This window comes from Halorubrum sp. AD140, assembly GCF_034497445.1.
Classification (GTDB): Archaea; Halobacteriota; Halobacteria; order Halobacteriales; family Haloferacaceae; genus Halorubrum.
The window spans coordinates 1-17,586 of the sequence record NZ_JAXRUU010000017.1; the positions used below are offsets into that span (position 1 = coordinate 1).

At 69.5% G+C, this 17,586-nt stretch carries 20 protein-coding genes and 1 pseudogene; 14 read left to right on the forward strand and 7 right to left on the reverse strand.

Annotated elements, in window-relative coordinates; all coding sequences use genetic code 11:
• Positions 1 to 90 (forward strand): DUF5779 family protein (locus tag U4E84_RS06240; RefSeq protein ID WP_322531291.1); only part of this gene is annotated, 90 nt, incomplete at its 5' end.
• A 21-nt stretch (positions 91 to 111) separates the two neighbouring features.
• Here U4E84_RS06240 and U4E84_RS06245 read toward each other — a convergent pair.
• Positions 112 to 1,506 (reverse strand): hypothetical protein, encoded by a 1,395-nt coding sequence (locus U4E84_RS06245; RefSeq protein ID WP_322531234.1) that lies wholly within the window; start codon positions 1,504 to 1,506, stop codon positions 112 to 114.
• An 88-nt stretch (positions 1,507 to 1,594) separates the two neighbouring features.
• Here U4E84_RS06245 and U4E84_RS06250 point away from each other — a divergent pair, with 88 nt between their 5' ends.
• The 7 genes from U4E84_RS06250 to U4E84_RS06280 all read left to right on the forward strand — a co-directional run bounded on the left by U4E84_RS06250 (position 1,595) and on the right by U4E84_RS06280 (position 5,566).
• On the forward strand, positions 1,595 to 1,909 hold the full coding sequence (locus U4E84_RS06250) for a DUF2249 domain-containing protein (protein ID WP_322531235.1): 315 nt from the start codon (positions 1,595 to 1,597) through the stop codon (positions 1,907 to 1,909).
• A complete protein-coding gene (locus U4E84_RS06255) occupies positions 1,906 to 2,424 on the forward strand; it encodes a hypothetical protein (protein WP_322531236.1) in 519 nt (172 codons plus the stop codon). Before U4E84_RS06250 ends, U4E84_RS06255 begins: the two co-directional genes overlap by 4 nt.
• A gap of 158 nt (positions 2,425 to 2,582) precedes the next feature.
• Positions 2,583 to 2,804 (forward strand): DUF2249 domain-containing protein, encoded by a 222-nt coding sequence (locus U4E84_RS06260; RefSeq protein ID WP_322531237.1) that lies wholly within the window; start codon positions 2,583 to 2,585, stop codon positions 2,802 to 2,804.
• A 127-nt stretch (positions 2,805 to 2,931) separates the two neighbouring features.
• Entirely contained in the window at positions 2,932 to 3,486 is a 555-nt protein-coding gene (locus tag U4E84_RS06265) for a halocyanin domain-containing protein (RefSeq protein WP_322531238.1), read from the forward strand.
• 18 nt (positions 3,487 to 3,504) lie between these two features.
• Positions 3,505 to 4,173 (forward strand): helix-turn-helix domain-containing protein, encoded by a 669-nt coding sequence (locus tag U4E84_RS06270; protein ID WP_322531239.1) that lies wholly within the window; start codon positions 3,505 to 3,507, stop codon positions 4,171 to 4,173.
• A 10-nt stretch (positions 4,174 to 4,183) separates the two neighbouring features.
• Complete coding sequence (locus U4E84_RS06275; RefSeq protein WP_322531240.1) at positions 4,184 to 4,492, forward strand: CGCGG family rSAM-modified RiPP protein; 309 nt, start codon at positions 4,184 to 4,186, stop codon at positions 4,490 to 4,492.
• 111 nt (positions 4,493 to 4,603) lie between these two features.
• Positions 4,604 to 5,566 carry a DUF5821 family protein gene (locus U4E84_RS06280; protein WP_322531241.1) on the forward strand — a complete coding sequence of 321 codons (963 nt, stop codon included), beginning with the start codon at positions 4,604 to 4,606 and terminating at the stop codon, positions 5,564 to 5,566.
• Positions 5,567 to 5,602: 36 nt separating this feature from the next.
• Here the strand turns inward: U4E84_RS06280 and U4E84_RS06285 are convergent, their stop codons facing one another.
• Together U4E84_RS06285 and U4E84_RS06290 are read right to left on the reverse strand one after the other, a co-directional pair.
• Positions 5,603 to 7,123, reverse strand: a complete 1,521-nt coding sequence (locus tag U4E84_RS06285; RefSeq protein WP_322531242.1) for an aldehyde dehydrogenase family protein — start codon at positions 7,121 to 7,123, stop codon at positions 5,603 to 5,605.
• A gap of 160 nt (positions 7,124 to 7,283) precedes the next feature.
• A pseudogene (locus U4E84_RS06290) lies at positions 7,284 to 8,078 on the reverse strand (RIO1 family regulatory kinase/ATPase); the annotation flags it as partial.
• A gap of 147 nt (positions 8,079 to 8,225) precedes the next feature.
• Between U4E84_RS06290 and U4E84_RS06295 the strand changes: the two are divergent.
• On the forward strand, positions 8,226 to 9,374 hold the full coding sequence (locus tag U4E84_RS06295; RefSeq protein WP_322531243.1) for an acyl-CoA dehydrogenase family protein: 1,149 nt from the start codon (positions 8,226 to 8,228) through the stop codon (positions 9,372 to 9,374).
• 30 nt (positions 9,375 to 9,404) lie between these two features.
• On the opposite strand, the gene U4E84_RS06300 is transcribed toward U4E84_RS06295, so the two are convergent.
• Positions 9,405 to 10,514, reverse strand: coding sequence for a GTP-binding protein (locus U4E84_RS06300; RefSeq protein ID WP_322531244.1), 1,110 nt, complete (start codon positions 10,512 to 10,514; stop codon positions 9,405 to 9,407).
• A gap of 189 nt (positions 10,515 to 10,703) precedes the next feature.
• Here U4E84_RS06300 and U4E84_RS06305 point away from each other — a divergent pair, with 189 nt between their 5' ends.
• Positions 10,704 to 10,904 carry a hypothetical protein gene (locus tag U4E84_RS06305; protein WP_322531245.1) on the forward strand — a complete coding sequence of 67 codons (201 nt, stop codon included), beginning with the start codon at positions 10,704 to 10,706 and terminating at the stop codon, positions 10,902 to 10,904.
• Positions 10,905 to 10,967: 63 nt separating this feature from the next.
• Here the strand turns inward: U4E84_RS06305 and U4E84_RS06310 are convergent, their stop codons facing one another.
• Positions 10,968 to 11,423 (reverse strand): hypothetical protein, encoded by a 456-nt coding sequence (locus U4E84_RS06310; protein ID WP_322531246.1) that lies wholly within the window; start codon positions 11,421 to 11,423, stop codon positions 10,968 to 10,970.
• A 309-nt stretch (positions 11,424 to 11,732) separates the two neighbouring features.
• On the opposite strand from U4E84_RS06310, the gene coxB reads away from it, so the two are divergent.
• A complete protein-coding gene (gene coxB, locus U4E84_RS06315) occupies positions 11,733 to 12,497 on the forward strand; it encodes a cytochrome c oxidase subunit II (protein ID WP_322531247.1) in 765 nt (254 codons plus the stop codon).
• A complete protein-coding gene (locus tag U4E84_RS06320; protein ID WP_322531248.1) occupies positions 12,494 to 14,992 on the forward strand; it encodes a cbb3-type cytochrome c oxidase subunit I in 2,499 nt (832 codons plus the stop codon). The genes coxB and U4E84_RS06320 overlap by 4 nt, the downstream gene beginning before the upstream one ends.
• A 77-nt stretch (positions 14,993 to 15,069) precedes the next feature.
• Here the strand turns inward: U4E84_RS06320 and U4E84_RS06325 are convergent, their stop codons facing one another.
• Positions 15,070 to 15,528, reverse strand: coding sequence for a zinc ribbon domain-containing protein (locus U4E84_RS06325; RefSeq protein ID WP_322531249.1), 459 nt, complete (start codon positions 15,526 to 15,528; stop codon positions 15,070 to 15,072).
• A 79-nt stretch (positions 15,529 to 15,607) separates the two neighbouring features.
• Between U4E84_RS06325 and U4E84_RS06330 the strand changes: the two genes are divergently transcribed.
• A complete protein-coding gene (locus U4E84_RS06330; protein WP_322531250.1) occupies positions 15,608 to 15,748 on the forward strand; it encodes a hypothetical protein in 141 nt (46 codons plus the stop codon).
• A gap of 58 nt (positions 15,749 to 15,806) precedes the next feature.
• Positions 15,807 to 16,799 carry an NAD-dependent epimerase/dehydratase family protein gene (locus U4E84_RS06335; protein WP_322531251.1) on the forward strand — a complete coding sequence of 331 codons (993 nt, stop codon included), beginning with the start codon at positions 15,807 to 15,809 and terminating at the stop codon, positions 16,797 to 16,799.
• A gap of 15 nt (positions 16,800 to 16,814) precedes the next feature.
• Here U4E84_RS06335 and U4E84_RS06340 read toward each other — a convergent pair whose 3' ends face one another.
• A complete protein-coding gene (locus tag U4E84_RS06340) occupies positions 16,815 to 17,564 on the reverse strand; it encodes a GNAT family N-acetyltransferase (RefSeq protein ID WP_322531252.1) in 750 nt (249 codons plus the stop codon).
• Positions 17,565 to 17,586: the final 22 nt, after the last annotated feature.

Sequence of the window (17,586 nt, forward strand, 5' to 3'; positions counted from 1 at the left end):
CTGATGCACTTCCGCGGGTTCCTCGTCGTCACCCCGCCGGGCGTGAGCATCGACACCGACCGGCTGAGCGACTCCGCCGCGAGCGACTAGCGCACGGAGTCCGGTCTCGACTCAGCGCTCGGGCGCCTCGCCGGTCGACGCCGACCGACCCAGCACCGCGGTCCCGTCGTGACGGACGACGGTGGCGATCATGTTGCCGGCGAACGCCAGCGCGCCGGCGACGACGAGCGCGCCGCCGAGGGTCCGGACGGGGACACCGACGAGGGCGACGGCGGATCCGAGCGACGCGGCGGCGGGGACGACCGCGACGACCGCCGGCGCGATCGCCGCGCCGAGCAGCAGTCCCGCGCCGCCGACGGTCGCGCCGAGGTCGAGGGCCGCGACGCGGGCGTCGTACAGGTCGTCGATGGCGGGGACGCGCGCAAACCCCACGCGGTCGGCGTAGCGGTCGAGCCAGACGATGAACGGCACGACGTGGTAGAGGCTCCCGACGACGACGAACCCGACGAGCGCGCCGAGCAGGACAGGCCCGACCGCGGGGTGCCCGAACCGGACTCCGGGGCCGAGCGGCGCCTCGATCCACGTCGCGGCCGCGGTCGCGCTCCACGCGAGCGACGCGACGGCGACGACCGCGTACCGCGAGCGCATCGGCGTCGCCGCGGCGGTCGCGTCCCGGAGGCGACGGAGCAGGACCCCGCCGGCGATCCCGACCCCCGACGCGACGAGCAGCCCGCCCGCCGCGGCGACGGGCGCGACCTCGAACAGCCGGCCCGCGGCGAGCAGCGCGACGCCGCCCGGATACGCGACGGCCTCGACGCGGGCGAGCCGGTCCTCGATCGGGAGCGCATCGGCCTGGGTGAACATCGGTCCGAGCTGGTACAGCGCCCCGATCACGGTCGTGACGACGACGCCGAGGACGGCGAGCGTGACGTGCGCGTCGACGGCGGCCGTCCGCGAGAGCCCGAGCGGGACGAGCACGCTCCACCGGTAGTCCGCGGCGAGGCTCCCGCCGAGGAGCGCCGCGAGCGCGAGGAAGCCGAGCGCGAGCGCGAAGTGCGCCTCGGTGACGTCGAGCGGCCGGGCGCGCCACAGCGTCCGACCGAGGTTGTACGCGAAGGCGGCGAAGCCGACGACGATCCAGCCGGCGAGGAGCGCGGCGTCCCCCGGGCGACCGAGCCAGAGCCCGCCGGCGAACCCGGCCACCCCGACCGCGACGGCGACGAGCTGGAAGGTCGCGAGCCGCTCGGAGTGGAGCTCGACCCCCGACCAGACGGGGACGAACTGGGTCATCGCGCCGAGTATCGTGAGACACACCCAGCCGACGAGCAGCAGGTGCGCCGCGGCGACGCCGCCGAGGGGCGACCCCGCGCCCGCCGCTCCCGCGACGCGGAGGAGCGCGAGCGTCCCGCCGGCGACGAGGAACCCCAGCCCGACGAGGAAGTGTCGCAGCGGGACCGTCGTCGGCGGGCGCGTCGCGGTCGTGAGATCGCCGGGAACGCCTCGCATGGGTTCGGATACGTTCTCCGCGCCCCTGTCGACGTCCCCGAACCTGTTCGGGGTAAACGACGGGCGCGTGCGGAACGAAGCCACGCGTATGCCCGAAGCGACGACGCTCCTCGAACGAACGGCGGCTCCGACGGACCGCTCGGTCGAGACGCTGGACGTCCGCGAACTCGGTCCGCCCGAACCGCTCCGACGAACGCTCGAACTGCTCGCCGATCTGTCGAACGACGCCGTGCTCGTCCAGTACAACGACCGCGTTCCACAGTTCCTGTTCCCGAAGCTGGCCGACCGCGGCTACGCCCACGACACCGTCGAGACCGAGGAGACGGTGGTCACGGCGATCTGGGTCGCGGACGCCGACCAGGGGGCGACCGACGGCCGCGCGGCCGGAGGGGGCGACCGATGAGCTTCCTCGGCGGCTCGGAGCCGGAGTTCGACCCGGCCGACGCGTTCGTCCCCGAGCACGTCCCCGACCCCGGTCCCTTCCTCGCGGACCACGACGTGCTCGCCGGCGAGGACCACGTCGCGGTCCACCGGCACGCGTCGGACGCCTTCGAGGAGCACGGCGTGTACGACGCCACGTTCGGCTACAACCTCGCCCGACTCAACCTCGACCCGCGGCACCCGGACGCCGGATTCCGGTACGCCGAGGAGGCCGGCGATCCGTCGACGCTCCGGGCGGAGTTCACGCCGACGACCGCCTTCTGTCCGCAGGCGGAGCCGCTGGCGGTCGGGGCGTTCCGCGCGCTCGACGCGACCGACGCCCATGGGTACGACCTGGTCCGCGTCCGGGTCGACCCCGAGCTCAACGGGAGCGAGTCCGTCAACGACCGGCTCGACCGGCTGGCGTCCGGCGACGCCGAACCGGCGGACCCTCCCGACGACGGGGGGTTCTCGCACGAGTCGACGAGCCCCTTCTGAGCCCTCCCCCCTGATCTCCGCGGTCGCGTCTGCCGGTTTCGCCGTCGCGGTCGAGCCTCGTCGACGTCGCGACCAAGTCTCGTCGACGTCGCGGTTGAACCCCGTCGAACATGTTCCCGCGAGTGCCCATGCGCGCCCGAGGCGTTCAGTCTACGCGCATGAGCGACGCCGACACCGTTCTCGACGTGCGAGACCGCGACGAACCGCCGTTTCCGGCCATCAGCGAGGCGCTCGACGACCTCGGGCCCGACGAGACGATGCGGCTCGTCAACAGCTTCGAGCCCGTTCCCCTCTACGACGTGCTGGCGGACCGCGGGTTCGACCACGAGACGGAGCGGGTCGCCGACGACGAGTGGCACGTCGCGATCCGACGGGCCTGATCGACGACGGAGGAGCCGCGTCCGCGTCACTCCTTTTTATACTCCGTCCCGAACAGTTCGGTCCGCCGTTTCGCGGTCCTGGAATTCCCGCCGAATGTATTCCCCCTACTCCCCTACCCCGACTTGCATGGCCCGAGACACACTCGACCGGAGAACGTTCGTCCGAACGACCGCGGCGCTCGGCGTGGCCACGGCGATCGCCGGCTGTAGCGGCGGCAGCGGAAGCGGCGACGGCGGCGATGGAGACGACGGCGGTGACGACGGTGGCAGCGACGGAAGCGACGGAAGCGACGGAAGCGACGGAAGCGACGGCGGCAGCGGCGAGGAGGAGTACCTCTCGGAGGAGCCCGACTACGACGGCTTCCTCGACGACGCCAACAACTACGAGCAGACGGTCGACATGACCGACGCTGACGAGGTGACCGTGGAGGTCGGCGCCGCGGACGGTCTGTCGTTCGGCCCGGCCGCGGTGGCCGTCTCGTCCGGGACGACCGTCGTCTGGGAGTGGACCGGCGAGGGCGGCGACCACAACGTGTCTAGCACCGACGGGGAGTTCGAGAGCGACACCTTCGGCGAGGAGGGCGAGACGTTCGAGCACACCTTCGAGGAGTCCGGGACGTACACGTACGCCTGTACTCCCCACGAGACGGTCGGCATGCTCGGCGCCGTCCACGTGGAGTAACCGACTCGATCACCGCCCATGCCACAGGCACGCCTCCTCGTCGACCTGCCCGACGGCCCGTGGATAGCCGACGTCTCGCGCGAGTTCCCCGACGCCGGGTTCAGGGTCCTCACCGCGGTCCCCGGCGAGAGCGCCGGCTTCGCGCTCGTCCGGATCACCGCGCGCGACGCGGACGCGGTCCTCTCCGCGATGCGAGACCACGCCGCGCTCGCGTCGGTGTCGGTGATGGCGCGAGACGACGGCGTCGCCACCGTCCGGATCGAGACGAACGCGCCCCTGCTGTTGCTGGCCGCGAAGCGGTCCGGACTCCCGATCGAGATGCCGCTGGACATCGAGGACGGCGTGGCGGAGATCGAGGTCACCGGGGAACACGAGCGCGTCGCGGAGATGGGGCGCCGACTGCGGGAGCTCGGCTTGGAGTTCGAGGTCGAGCGCGTGCGCCAGCGCGTCAACCCCGCCCGCCTGCTGACCGACCGCCAGCGGGAGCTCCTGCTCACGGCCGTCGACCTCGGCTACTACGACGTGCCGCGCAGGGCGACCCTGACGGAGGTCGCAGAGCACGTCGGCATCGCGAAGTCGACCTGCAGCGAGACGCTCCAGCGCGTCGAGCGAACGATGGTCCGGGAGTTCGTCGACGACCTCCCGAGCCGTCCGCTCGACGCCGACCTCGCGGCCGCGGACCCGTGACACGCCACCCATGACCACCACAGACGACCTCGACGAGACGGCCGAACCGATCACCGACCGAGTCCACGACAACTCCTGGTCGGCGAACCTGGAGGAGCCGAGGTACGCCGACGACCCCGGGCTGGCGGTGAGGGACGCGCTCGCGGCCGTCGACCACACCGCGCCCGGCAACCACGTCAATCTGGTCACCCACGGCGATCTCGGCCACCCGGCGGAGTTCCTCTACGACAGGCTCCGCGCGGAGCGCGAGGGAATCGACCCGGAGTACGTCGAACGCTGCGGCTGCGGCGGCCACGTCACCCGCGTCGACGTCCCCTGAACGGCCGCCGGCCGCGGTCGGTGCGCTCCTTGGATGCGACGGTCGGTGCGCTCCTTCGACGCGACGGTCGATCGCACCACGCTTATTTCGACGGCCTCGTAGACTGGAACCGTGTCTCCCGATCCGACCCTTCCGATCGCGGACGGCTCCGGATCGCTCGGGAGGGTCGCGGACCCGATACTCGTCGATCCGTCGCCGTCGCTTTTGCGGGCCGCCGTGCAGGCGTACCGCGAGGCCGCGCCGGCGCTGGTCGACCCGGTCCTGGCGACGCTGCGCACCGACGCGTCGTCCGGGGGCGACTCGGTCGCGGCGGCGGCCGACCTTCCCGCGCTCACCGTGCTCGCGACCGACGGCGTCGTCGACGCGGTCGTCGAGCGGTTCCACGCCGCGAGTCGGCTCGCCGCGCTCGCGGAGGCGGGGGTCTGTGACCTCCGGACCCTCCCGGAGCCGCAGCCGAACGCGGTCCTCGCCGGGCGGTCGTCGGGATTCGTCCTCGTCGCGTCGCCGTCCGACGACGACGGCGGACCGTGGCGCCCGGTCGGCGACGACCCGACGCTCCGTGAGCGATACGACCAGCTCGTCGCGGCGGCGGACGTGCGACGGCTCCGGACGCCGAGTCGCCGTCGGATTCACGACGCGTTCCGGGAGCGGTCCGACTCCGACCTCGCGGACGACGTTATCCGGGCGCTCGACGCCGACCGGCACGCGGAGGACGTCGACCGGCGCGCCTCCGAGGACGCCGCCGCGGCCGCCGCCGACGCGACGCTCGACGGCGTGTCCCTCCCCGACGCGCCCCTCGACCTGGCCGGCGCTCGATTCCGCGCGTACGTCGTAGGGACTCACCGCGGCGCGCTCGACCGCGACCTGCGGCGCGCCTGCGAGGACGCCGGCCTGGGGAGTCGAGCGACGTTCACGCGGATAAAACGCGAGCTTCGGGAGGTCGGGCTCCTCGGGACGGAGTCGGTCTCACAGCCGGTGGGGCGCCCCCGAGAGCGGCTGGTCGCACGAGGCGCGCTCGCCGACGCCGACGGGCCGGTCGCGGCGGTCGCGGCGGCGCTGGACGCGACCGGATAGCGGGATCGAAGACGGCAACTCAGGGGGCGTCCGTCCTCAGTCGTCTCTCGTCTTGATGTCCGCGGAGAGCCCCTGTGCCATCTCGATCTCCGTCGAGTTGTTCAGGGTCCACGCGGTGCGGTCGGTGACGGCCTCGATCGACTCCCGGGCGGAGGGGTAGCCGTTGCCCGACTTCTTGACGCCGCCGAAGGGGAGCTGGACCTCGGCGCCGATACACGGGAGGTTCCCGTACGCCAGCCCGATCTCGGCGCGGTCGCGGTAGTAGTTGATCTGCCGGTAGTCCTCGGAGATGACCGCGCCGGCCAGGCCGTACTCGGTGTCGTTCTGGATCTCGACCGCGCGTTCGACGTCTCCGTCGTACTCCAGGAGCGCGACGTGGGGGCCGAACACCTCCTCGTGGGTACACCGGAGGTCCGCGTCGGGGTCCGCCTCGTAGACGAACGGGCCGACCCAGTGGCCGCCCTCGTGGCCGTCCGGGATCTCGTCGGGGTCGAGTTCGGTCCGGTCGACGAGCACGTTCACGCCCTCCTCGCGGGCGAGCTCGTTGTACTCCGCGACCTTCTCGCGGTGTTCCGCCTCGATGAGCGGCCCCATGAACGTGTCCTCGTCGAGCGGGTCGCCGACCGCGACCGAGTCCGCGACCTCGACGAAGCGCTCCTTGAACTCGTCGTACACGTCCGCGTGGACGATCAGCCGCTCGGAGGAGACGCAGCGCTGGCCGGTCGTCTTGAACGAGGACATCACGGCCGAGTGGACGGCGACGTCGAGGTCGGCCTCCTCGGTGATCACGATCGCGTTCTTCCCGCCCATCTCGCAGGCGGCGCGCTTGCCGGCGACGCCGCCGAGCTTCTCCTGGATCAGGTGGCCGACCTCGGCCGAGCCGGTGAAGACGACCGTGTCGACGTCGTCGTGCTCGACGATCGCGTTGCCGGCGTCGCCGAACCCCTGGACCATGTTGAACACCCCGTCCGGGAGCCCGGCGTCGTCGAACATCTCCGCGATGACCTGCGCGCACCACGGGGTCTGCTCGGCGGGCTTGAACACCACGGTGTTCCCTTCCACCAGCGCGATGGCCATGTGCCAGTAGGGGATCGCGACGGGGAAGTTCCACGGGGTGATACACCCGGTGACGCCGCGGGGCTTCCGGCGCATGTACGCGTCCTTCGAGGGGATCTCCGAGGGGACGATGTCGCCCTTCGGGTGGCGCGCGTCGCCCGCGGCCCACTCGACCATGTGGGCGGCCTCGACGACGTCCGCTTTCCCCTCGCTTATCTCCTTGCCGCACTCCTTCGTGACGATCTCGCCCAGTTCGTCGGTGCGCTCGCGAAGCTCGTGGTACACGTCCCACAGGTACTCGGCGCGCTGGATCCGCGAGAGCTCGCGCCACTCCTCGAACGCCGCGTCCGCGGCGTCGACCGCGCGCTCGACGTCCTCGGGGGTTCCCTGCCGGAACTCGCCGAGGGACTCACCGGTCGCCGGGTTCTCGCTCTCGAAGGTCTCCGAGCCCGCGCCGGAGACCCACTCGCCGTCGATGTAGTGTTGGTACGGTTCTGCCATTGCACAATAGTTGCGAGTGTCCCGTAAAAAGTCACCCCTACCGCGGGGGCCGGTCGCCCGCATCGTCGGTCGAGCCGTCTGCGTCGCTCGCGTCGCCGCCGGTGGTCGGCCTGCCCGCGCCGTTCGAGGGTCTCACGGCCGCGCTTCCATCGCGCTCTCCGCTCGCGCGCTTCTCCAGTTCCCCCTTCAGCGTCGCGGCGTCGAACTCGTGGTCCGGTCGGATCGCGACGAAGTCGAGGAACTGGCGCGCCGCGAGGAGCTCCTCGGTCGAGTAGCTCGTCAGCGCGGCCTCGATCGCGTCGGGCGCGCCGATCAGGGGCTCTAACGCGGCGAGCGCGCTCGCGAGGTCGTACGACCGCGCCGACTCGCGGCCCTCCTCGCTCACGCTCGTCGCGTCGATGACGTACAGGTCGCCGTCGCACGCGAGGGCGTTCTCCGCCCGGAGGTCGCCGTGGGCGAGCCCGGCGTCGTGGACCGTTCGGAGCGTCGCGAACAGCGTCGGAGCGAGCGCCGCGACGTCCGTGCGGTCCAGCTCGTCGAGCGCCCGGAACTCGGGGAGGTACTCCAGGACGACGACCCCCAAGTTGCCGACCTCGAGCGCCTCGATCGGCTCCGGCGCGTTGACGCCGAGATCGCGGACCTTCCGGGTCGCCTCGAGCTCGTGGCGGGCCATCTCGTAGGGCGTCTCGTAGCGCTCGAAGAAGCCCTCGGTCCCGGCGGAGACGGCGCCGAGATTGCGCCCGGTGGTGAACAGCGTGTGGACGAGCGTGTTCTGTCTCGTGATCACCTTCACGAACAGGTCGTCGTCGACGACCATCGGCGTCGACAGCCAGTTGTCGGCGTCGAGGAAGCGCACTCGCATTCCGTCGCGGTCGTACCGGTCCGCCAGCTCTCGGACGACCCGCTCGATGTCAGGCCAGTCCACGCGACCGCGCACGAGCCGGCGGAGCTCCATACCCAGCGAACGCGGCGGCGCCTGATAAGTCGTGGCCTCCGCTGACGGAGCCGACGCGACGGCCGCGTCCCCGATCCGCGTGGGCGGGACGGGAAATCGATCACGGTCGTTCGCATCGTTTATGCTGGCGGGTCGCAATTCTTGCCTATGGACTTCGAGCTACCCGCGGAACACCGGATGATACGCGACACGGTCCGGGAGTTCTGCGAGTCCGAGATCCGGCCGATCGCCCAGGAGATCGAGGACGACCACCGGTTTCCCGACGAGGTGTTCGCCGACCTGAACGACCTCGACGTGATGGGCGTGCCGATTTCCGAGGAGTACGGCGGGCTCGGCGGCGACCAGCTCATGTACGCCCTCGTCACCGAGGAGCTGGGACGCGTCTCCGGCGGGATCGGACTCTCCTACGCCGCGCACACCTCCCTCGGCGCGAAGCCGATCGAGCTGTTCGGGACCTCCGAACAGAAGGAGGAGTGGCTCCGCCCGCTCGCGGAGGGCGGCGGGATCGGCGCCTGGGCGCTCACGGAGCCCGGCAGCGGCTCCGACGCCTCGAACATGGACACGACCGCCGAGTTCGACGCCGACGCCGGCGAGTACGTCCTGAACGGGACGAAGCAGTTCATCACCAACGCGAACGTCGCCAACAGCGTGCTGGTGAAGGCCGTCACCGATCCGGACGCCGGCTACGACGGGATCTCGACGTTCATCGTCGACCCGGAGAACGACGACGGGTTCGAGGTCACGACCGTCTGGGACAAGATGGGGCTCAACTCCTCGCCGACCTGCGAGATCCGACTCGACGACGTGCGGCTCCCCGAGGACCGCCTGCTCGGCGAGGAGGGCGAGGGGTGGACACAGACGATGAAGACGCTCGACGGCGGCCGGATCTCCATCGCCGCGCTCTCGGTCGGGCTCGCGCAGGGCGCCTACGAGGCCGCGAAGGAGTACGCTGGCGAGCGCGAGCAGTTCGGCAAGCCGATCGCGAAGTTCGACGCGATCCGCGACAAGATCGTCCACATGCACCGCCAGACCGAGCGCGCCCGACTGCTCACCCACCGGGCGGCCGCGACGTACGACGCCGGCGAGCCGGTCACGCGCGAGTCCGCGCTGGCGAAGCTCGACGCCAGCGAGGCCGCCCGGGAGGTCGCCGAGGAGGCCGTCCAGACGCTCGGCGGCTACGGCTACACCACGGACTTCGCGCCCCAGCGCTTCTACCGCGACGCGAAGCTTATGGAGATCGGCGAGGGGACCAGCGAGATCCAACACGTCGTGCTCGGACGCGAACTGGGACTGTAGGTCGCGACCGGCGGGGGCGGTCGGCCGGGCTCACTTCCGCGCGACGATCCGGAGCACGTCCTCGTCCGCCAGCTCGTGGCTCTTCCCGACCTGCTGGTCGTCGTGTTTCGCGCTCGGGCCGGAGACGCGCGCGAACTTGAACCGCTCGTCGAACTCCCCGCCGATCTTCTCGCAGGCGTCGCCGACCGTGTCGCCCTCGAACAGGACCAGCGGCTCCTCGTAGTCGACGCCGCGGCCGGGCTTGTCCATGTAGACGCGGATGAGCCCGAGCTCCTCCCAGAGCCGGTCTTTGAGCCCGTCGAGGCCGAGCTCCTTCTCGGCGGAGATGAAGAGCACGTCGTCGGGGTCGAGGCCGCGCTCGCGGAGCTCCGCCTTGACGGTCGGGAGGTAGCTCTTGTCGATGAGGTCCGCCTTGTTGACCGAGACCATCGACGGGAGGTACACCCGGTTGTCCATCACGGCGTCGACGAGCTCGTCGATCGTGAGGTCGTGGGGGATCGTCACCTTGGCGTTGACGTAGCCGTACTCGCGGAGCACCTGCTTGACGGTCCCCTCGTCGAGGCTCACGTCGTCGCTCATCGTCACCCCGATCCCGTCCTTGTGCGTCTTCCGGATGTTGATGTTCGGCGGCTCCGTGTCGAGCCGGATGTTGGTCTCGTACAGCTCCTCGCGGAGCCGGTCGTACTGCTCGATCTCGAACACGGAGAGCATGAACACCACGAGGTCGGCGGTCCGGACGACCGAGAGGACCTCCTTCCCGCCCCCGCGGCCGCCCGCCGCGCCCTCGATCAGCCCCGGTACGTCGAGGATCTGGATGTTCGCGCCGCGGTACTTCAGCATGCCCGGATTGACGTCGAGCGTCGTGAACTCGTAGGAGCCGACCTCGCTGTCGGCGTTGGTGAGGGCGTTGATGAGGGTTGACTTCCCGACGCTCGGGAAGCCGACGAGCGCGACGGTGGCGTCGCCGTGCTTCTCGACGGCGTAGCCGTGTCCGCCGCCGGCGGAGGACTGGTTCTCCAGCTTCTCCTTTTTCTCCGCGAGCTTCGCCTTCAGTCGCCCGATGTGGGCCTCGGTGGCCTTGTTGTAGGGCGTGTCGGCGATCTCCTCGCGGAGGTCCTCGATCTCGTCCTCCAGTCCCATTGGCGTACAGTCGGCCGCTCGGCTCGTTAAAGGTGTTCCTTCGACCCGCACGCGTCGAGGCGAACCCGGTCATCCCCCGCCGCACGCCCCGCTCCCAGGACCCGTCACCAGTCGCGCCGCCGCGCCGCCAGTCGTGTCGTCGATTCGACACGGTTATGTCGGTGACACGCGATCTCTCTCGTACGTCGAATGCCAGATCCGTCGAGTCTCCGTGACAGCACCCAGATCGTCCTCCCGTGTCACGTCCTCGACGGAGTCGGGGACCGCTTCCGTGACCGGTTCACCGTGACCGTCGTCGAGTCCGACGGCTACTGTCGGATCATCGGCAGTCCCGTCGAGATCAAGGCGGCGAGCGAGTTCCTCGCGCGGAACGGCGTCGCGGTCGCGTAGGCGGAGCGGCACGTCGGAAGAAGCCGAATCGGGCGGCCGAGGGTGTCGACGCCGCGAATCCGCTCAGCCGACGACGCCGACGACGAGTTGGACCGCGATGAGGACCAGGAAGACGAGTCCGGCGGCGAACGAGCCGACCGCGACGCCCTGGGCGTTGCCGAGCCCGCGGCCGCGAGTGCTGAAGTACGCGCCGAGGAAGACGAAGCCGGTCAACAGCAGGCCGACCGCGGCGTAGACGACGCCAAGGAGGCTCCCGGCGAGCCCCTCGGAGACCCCGAAGTCGCCCACGGCGAGAAGGGCGAGGGCGCCGATCCCGACCGCGACGACGACGAACGTGACGGCCCAGACGGCCGGGTGCCTGACGACGTCGCCGAGCGTCCCGACCACCGCGGCGTATCTGTCGGGCGAGTCGTCAGTCCCGGGCGCCGTCCGCTGTGCGCCGATCTTCGCGACGGCGAGGAACGTGGCCGCCGCGAGCAGCCCCATTACTGCCGTGCTCAAGAGGGTGAGTGAGACCATGGTGGGTTCGTTGTTAGGCGGTCCGTTCGCGTGTACAAATAGCCTTCGTATGCGCGTCCGATATATCTGCCGCTCGCGCGAACGCCCGGACCGTTCGGGCGCGTCAACTCGGTCTCTAGCACGCGCTGATATCGTCGCAGATCGCCTCTCGGACGCGCTCGAGAGACGCGACTCGATCGGCGCCCTACGACGGCCGCTCCGGGACGATGAGGGGCGCTCGTAACTGCCCTTCGCGGGCGGATTCTCGCCGCGCTACACAAGAGCTAAGTGTACCATCGCTAACGAGGAAACAAGAGCAGAGAGACGAACATGACAGACTCAATTATCCTGCAACAGGGGAGCGACTGGCGCGCGCAGGCGGAGGTCTTCGACGAGATTTTCTTCGTCTTCCTCGCGCTGGGCACGCTCGTCGGTACCATCGTCGTCGCGTACACGCTGTGGAACGTGTACAAGTACCGCGACGACGGGAGCGAGCCGAAGGAAGACTTCGACGCGCCGGTGGTCGGCGAGCTCCCGACGGGACAGGGCGGTCCGAAAGCGAAGAAGCTCTTCCTCTCGTTCGGGCTGAGCGCGATCGTCGTCATCAGCCTCGTCGTGTACGCGTACGGGATCCTCCTCTACGTCGAGGACGGACCGGACACCGACGAGGAGGGAGACATCGAGATCCTCGTCGAGGGGTACCAGTTCGGCTGGGAGTACGAGTACCCGAACGGTCACACCACGACGAACGAGATGGTCGTGCCGGCCGACCAGCGAATCGACATCAAGGTGACCTCACAGGACGTGTGGCACAACTTCGGCTCGTCGGAGTTACGGATAAAGTCCGACGCCATCCCCGGGGAGAACAGCTCGAACTGGTTCTCCGTGAGTTCCGAGGAGGTCGAGGAACAGGGCGGTGAGGCGACCTACACCGTGGAGTGCTTCGAGCTGTGCGGACAGGGGCACTCGGCGATGAAGGGGGAGATAACGGTCCTCCCGCAGGACGAGTGGGAGGAGTGGTACGAGGAGACGGAGGGTGACTCGGAGAACTCCTCCAGCGTCGACGGCGCCGCCGTCGGGGGTGTTCCCGCATGAGCGAGCTGCCGCCGACGACCTCCGTCAAGCGCTGGCTCGTGACGACGAACCACAAGGACATCGGTATCCTCTACACGATCACCGCGCTGTTCTTCCTGCTGTTCGGCGGCGTGCTCGCGCTGCTGATCCGCGTCCAGCTCTGGGACCCGGCGAACCAGGTGCTCTCCGGGATGGCGTACAACGAGGCCGTCACGGCACACGGGCTGATAATGGTGTTCTGGTTCCTCTCGCCGTTCGGCTTCGGGTTCGCGAACTACTTCGTCCCGCTCCAGATCGGCGCCGACGACCTCGCGTTCCCGCGGCTGAACGCGCTCTCCTACTGGATGTACCTGTTCTCCGGCGTGCTGCTGGGGATCAGCTTCTTCCAGGGCGGCACGCTGAGCGCCGGGTGGACGATGTACGCCCCGCTCAACATCCCGATGTACACGCCGAGCATCGGGTCGACCGGAGCGGTGATGGCGCTCGCGATGTTCACCATCGGGATCACGGCGTCGACGGTGAACTTCCTCACGTCGATCCACCACTCGCGCGCCGAGGGGATGGGGATCATGGACATGCCGATGTTCACCTGGGGGACCCTCGCGACCGTGTGGATGATGCTGTTCGCGTTCGCCGCCCTGCTCGCCGTCGGTCTCATCCTCGCGTCCGACCGCGTGCTCGGCTCGGTGTACTTCTCCGCGACCGAGGGCGGTTCCCTGCTGTGGGGACACCTGTTCTGGTTCTTCGGTCACCCCGAGGTGTACATCGTGTTCTTCCCGGCGCTGGGGGTCATGCTGGAGCTGTTCCAGACGTTCTCCGGGCGCCGGCTCGTCGGCCGGAAGTGGGTGATCATCGCCATCTGTCTCATCTCCGTCCAGTCGTTCCTCGTGTGGATGCACCACATGTTCCTCACGACGATCAATCTGGAGATCAAGACGCTGATGATGGCGACCACCATCGGCATCTCGCTCCCCTTCGACCTGGTCGTGTTCTCGCTGATCTACACGCTGATCAAGGGGCGCATCCAGTTCACGACGCCGTTCCTCTTCGCGTTCGGCGCGCTGCTGCTGTTCATCCTGGGCGGCATCACCGGGGTGTTCCTCGGCGCCATCGTCCTCGACTACGAGTTCCGCGGCACCTACTGGGTGGTCGCGCACTTCCACTACGTCATGTTCGGGGGCGCGACGGCGCTGTTCGGCGGCGCGTACTACTGGTTCCCCAAGGTGACCGGAAAGATGTACGACGAGCTCCTCGGCAAGATCCACTTCGTGATCTTCTTCGTGAGCTTCAACATGGTGTACTTCTCGATGTTCCTCGGCTGGGAGACTCCCCGCCGCGTCTTCGAGTACAACCCCGAGTTCCAGACCTTCCACCAGATCGGGACGATCGGGGCGTTCATCCTCGGGCTGTCGTTCTTCATCATGTTCTACAACTTCGCGAAGTCGTACGTCTCCGGCGAGCCGGCCGGCGACAACCCGTGGGACTACTCGCGGACCGCCGAGTGGGCCGTCTCCTCGCCGCCGCCGCTCGAGAACTGGCCGAACCGCCCCTCCTACGCCTCCGGTAAGCTCGAGTTCGTGCAAGACTACGTGCCGGACGGCGGTCCCGCGGTGAAGGCCGACGGTGACGGCAACGCCGCGACCGACGGCGGCGACTCGCACTCCGAGCACATCACGTCGTACCCGTACTGGGACAAACACCCGAGCCACGCGAGCATCTGGCCGTTCGCCCTCTCGCTGATGACCGGGGTGTTCCTGTTCGGCCTCTCCGGCTTCAACGAGGCCGTGGAGTTCAGCATCGGCGAGACGCTCGCCACCACGAGCGTCACGGTCGCGAACCCGGTGTACCCGGTGCTCATCGTCGCCGGCGTGGTGGGACTGATCTGGTCCGGCGTGAAGTGGGGGCTGGAGGACTTCTACGCCCCGCCGAGCGAGTTCGGCGAACGGTGGCCGTTCAACGGCGTCGAGAAGGTGAAGCTGGGAGTGTGGTTCTTCCTGGCGTCCGACGTGATCGTCTTCGGCGCGTTCATCTCCGCGGCCGTGTTCATCCGGTACAACGCCGGCTGGATGTCGTGGGAGCCGCTGACCGAGTCGCTGCCCGGACTCATCAACACGTTCGTGCTGATCACCTCCTCGTTCACGGTGATCTTAGCGCTCGTCGCCGCCCACCGGAAGAGCCGCCAGGGGCTGCTGGCCTCGCTCGGCGCGACCATCGCGCTCGGGTTCACGTTCCTGGCCATCAAGATGTGGGAGTGGCACCACGAGGTGTTCGACCGCGGCGTGACGCTGTCACAGAACGCCCACGGCGAGCCGATCCAGGCGTCCGTCTACTACGTGACGACCGGACTCCACGGGATCCACGTGGTCATCGGGCTCCTGATCGCCTGCTTCCTGTTCTACAGGGCGTACCAGGGCCACTACCTCGAGGACGAACGGCCGGTGGAGTACTTCGGGCTCTACTGGCACTTCGTCGACATCGTCTGGGTGTTCATCTTCCCGCTGTTCTATCTCTTCTGAGGGCGATCGTCGACCCGCTCTCGACCCCGTCTCGGTTCGTTTTCTCGCAGCCGTTTCGCCTCGCTCGTACGACCGCATCACTCTGAGACCGGCTCCGCGCACCACTGGCAGAAGTCGAACGTCGCGTCGGTCTCGCGACCGCAGTGGGGACACGACACCACGTCCGCGTCGGCCTCGTCGGAGGCGGCCGACCCCGCGGGGTCGACCGAGTCCGTCGTCGCGTCGGCTTCGGGTGTCGCGGGCGACGACGGCGAGCGGTCGCGGTCGCGGTTCTGCCGAACGGCGACGAGGTACGCGTCGATCACGCTGGCCGCCACGGCGAGCAGGGCCGGCGCGATGTCGAGCGGCGGCGGCGGGTCGCCGGCGAGGAGGCCATCGACCGCCGCGTCGGGAACGAGGAACACGAGCGTCGCGGTGACGACGACGTACCAGCCGAACGCGCGCGCCCAGCGGCGGAGGTACGCGTGTCCGAGCCCGGAGACGACGAGCGCGAGCAGGGCGGCGAGCCACGGTCGACGGCGACTGCGGTCGGTCATACGCCCACGCACGGACTCCGGGACCGAGTACCTGTCCCTCGCTCGGAGCGCTTATGTGGCCGAGACGCCGAGGTGGAATATGTTCGGAGTCCCGGCCGGAGAGTTCCTGATCGGGGTCGGCTACGCGGTGTTCGGGGTCGGCACGTGGGTCATCGGACTCGGAATCGCCTACCTCCTGTACAGACGGTGGCGCGGCGACGGTCCACGCGGCGACGACTGAGTGGCCGGTCGCAGTCCCATTCGGTCACGCTTTTGAGGGCCCTCGACCGAGAGTCGATATGACAGACACGGCGCTCGTCGTCGGTGGCACGCGGTTCATCGGTCGACACACCGTCTCCGACCTGCTCGCGAACGGCTACGACGTGGGAATGTTGAACCGCGGGAACCACGAGAACCCGTTCGCCGACGACGGCCGGGTGACACACATCGAGGGCGACCGGACGGACGAACGCGACCTCCGCGCCGCGAAGCTCTCGACGGAGCCCGACGTCGTCATCGACTGCGTCGCCTACCACCCCCGCGACGTGGAGACCGCGGTCGACGTGTTCGGCGACGTGGACGGCTACGTGTACGTCTCCTCGGGCTCCAGCTACGCCGAAGAGGCGATCCCCAAGCGGGAGGGCGAGACGCCCCTCCGGCCGTGTACGCCCGAACAGGCGACCGACGAGAGCGGCGAGACGTACGGGAACCGGAAGGCCGAGGGCGACCGGGTCGCGTTCGCCGCCGCCGAGGCGGGGGTGAACGCGATGGCCGTCCGACCGTGCGTCGTCTACGGTCCCCACGACTACACGGAGCGGCTCGACTACTGGATCGACCGCGTGCTGACTCACGACCGCGTCGTCGTCCCCGGGGACGGGCAGAACCTCTGGCACCGCGCGTACGTCGAGGACGTCGCGAGCGCGCTCCGCACCGTCGCCGAGCGCGGCGAACCCGGCGCCGCCTACAACGTCGGCGACCGCCGGGCGCTCACCCTCGCGGAGACGGTGGAGACTGTCGCCGAGGCGGCCGGCACCGAGTGCGAGGCCGTGCCGGCGAGCGCGGACGCGCTCGCGGCCGGCGGGCTCGACCCCGACGACTTCCCGCTGTACCGCGAGTACCCGCATCTGCTCGACACGTGCGCGCTCGCCGCCCTCGGCTGGGAGTCGACGCCGGTGGACGAGGCGATGGCGCGGACCGTGGCCGACCACCGCGAGTCGGACCGAGACGGGAACGAGTGGGACCCCGGACGCGACGCTGAAGAGCGCGTGCTGGGCGTGAAAGAGACCCTCTGATCGAGTCGGCCGGGGTCAGTAGGCGGCGTCCCAGCGCGAGGGCCGCCGGCGGTTCCCGCAGTCGCCGCACTCCATCCGGTCCATCGTGTCGATGGCGACGTCGGTACCCTCGCAGTTGCCACAGAAGTAGCCGTAGCGGCGCTCGCGCTCCGGGTCGGCGTACGCGACGTAGAACGGCGCCGCCGAGCCCCGCTCGCTCTCGTCGAAGGCGACGTAGACGGTGGTGCCTCTCTCGGTCTCGACGACGCCCTCGGAAATGCCGGTGAGCCGGCTGATCTGTTTGCGGTACTCCCGTTCGTCGAACGTTTCGCCGCCGATCTCTACGGAACGCTCGCCGACGAGCTCGTACCCCTCGCTCTCGTAGAACGCGGTTCCCGCCTCGTTGGCGACGAGGACGCGCGCCTTGATGCGGTCGACGTCGGCGTCGCGAAGCCGCGCTTCGACGCGCTCGAGGAGGGCGGAGCCGATCCCCGACCCGCGGTGATTCGGGTGGACGTGGAGCCAGTCGATCTCGCCGACGCGCTCGCGGCGCCCCACGACGTAGCTCTCGGCGAACCCCACGATCGACCCGTCGACGACGGCGACGGGACACACCGTCTCCTCGTCGTCGATGTCCGCGACGAGGTCGTCGGCGTCGTACCACTCGTCGACCGCCTCGACGAGCAGCGTCTCGTCGACCGCGTGGCCGTACGAGGCGAGCAGCGACTCGCGGGCGACCGAGCGGATGGCGTCGATGTCGTCAGCGGTTGCGGCGCGGAGTTCCATGTGGCGTCATTCACTCGGAGCT

Bases quoted from the DNA above. Each gene is read 5' to 3' on its own strand.
- U4E84_RS06245 (WP_322531234.1), bottom strand. From the start codon at position 1,506: ATGCGAGGCGTTCCCGGCGATCTCACGACCGCGACGCGCCCGCCGACG.
- U4E84_RS06250 (WP_322531235.1), top strand. From the start codon at position 1,595: ATGCCCGAAGCGACGACGCTCCTCGAACGAACGGCGGCTCCGACGGAC.
- U4E84_RS06255 (WP_322531236.1), top strand. From the start codon at position 1,906: ATGAGCTTCCTCGGCGGCTCGGAGCCGGAGTTCGACCCGGCCGACGCG.
- U4E84_RS06260 (WP_322531237.1), top strand. From the start codon at position 2,583: ATGAGCGACGCCGACACCGTTCTCGACGTGCGAGACCGCGACGAACCG.
- U4E84_RS06265 (WP_322531238.1), top strand. From the start codon at position 2,932: ATGGCCCGAGACACACTCGACCGGAGAACGTTCGTCCGAACGACCGCG.
- U4E84_RS06270 (WP_322531239.1), top strand. From the start codon at position 3,505: ATGCCACAGGCACGCCTCCTCGTCGACCTGCCCGACGGCCCGTGGATA.
- U4E84_RS06275 (WP_322531240.1), top strand. From the start codon at position 4,184: ATGACCACCACAGACGACCTCGACGAGACGGCCGAACCGATCACCGAC.
- U4E84_RS06285 (WP_322531242.1), bottom strand. From the start codon at position 7,123: ATGGCAGAACCGTACCAACACTACATCGACGGCGAGTGGGTCTCCGGC.
- U4E84_RS06295 (WP_322531243.1), top strand. From the start codon at position 8,226: ATGGACTTCGAGCTACCCGCGGAACACCGGATGATACGCGACACGGTC.
- U4E84_RS06300 (WP_322531244.1), bottom strand. From the start codon at position 10,514: ATGGGACTGGAGGACGAGATCGAGGACCTCCGCGAGGAGATCGCCGAC.
- U4E84_RS06305 (WP_322531245.1), top strand. From the start codon at position 10,704: ATGCCAGATCCGTCGAGTCTCCGTGACAGCACCCAGATCGTCCTCCCG.
- U4E84_RS06310 (WP_322531246.1), bottom strand. From the start codon at position 11,423: ATGGTCTCACTCACCCTCTTGAGCACGGCAGTAATGGGGCTGCTCGCG.
- coxB (WP_322531247.1), top strand. From the start codon at position 11,733: ATGACAGACTCAATTATCCTGCAACAGGGGAGCGACTGGCGCGCGCAG.
- U4E84_RS06320 (WP_322531248.1), top strand. From the start codon at position 12,494: ATGAGCGAGCTGCCGCCGACGACCTCCGTCAAGCGCTGGCTCGTGACG.
- U4E84_RS06325 (WP_322531249.1), bottom strand. From the start codon at position 15,528: ATGACCGACCGCAGTCGCCGTCGACCGTGGCTCGCCGCCCTGCTCGCG.
- U4E84_RS06330 (WP_322531250.1), top strand. From the start codon at position 15,608: ATGTTCGGAGTCCCGGCCGGAGAGTTCCTGATCGGGGTCGGCTACGCG.
- U4E84_RS06335 (WP_322531251.1), top strand. From the start codon at position 15,807: ATGACAGACACGGCGCTCGTCGTCGGTGGCACGCGGTTCATCGGTCGA.
- U4E84_RS06340 (WP_322531252.1), bottom strand. From the start codon at position 17,564: ATGGAACTCCGCGCCGCAACCGCTGACGACATCGACGCCATCCGCTCG.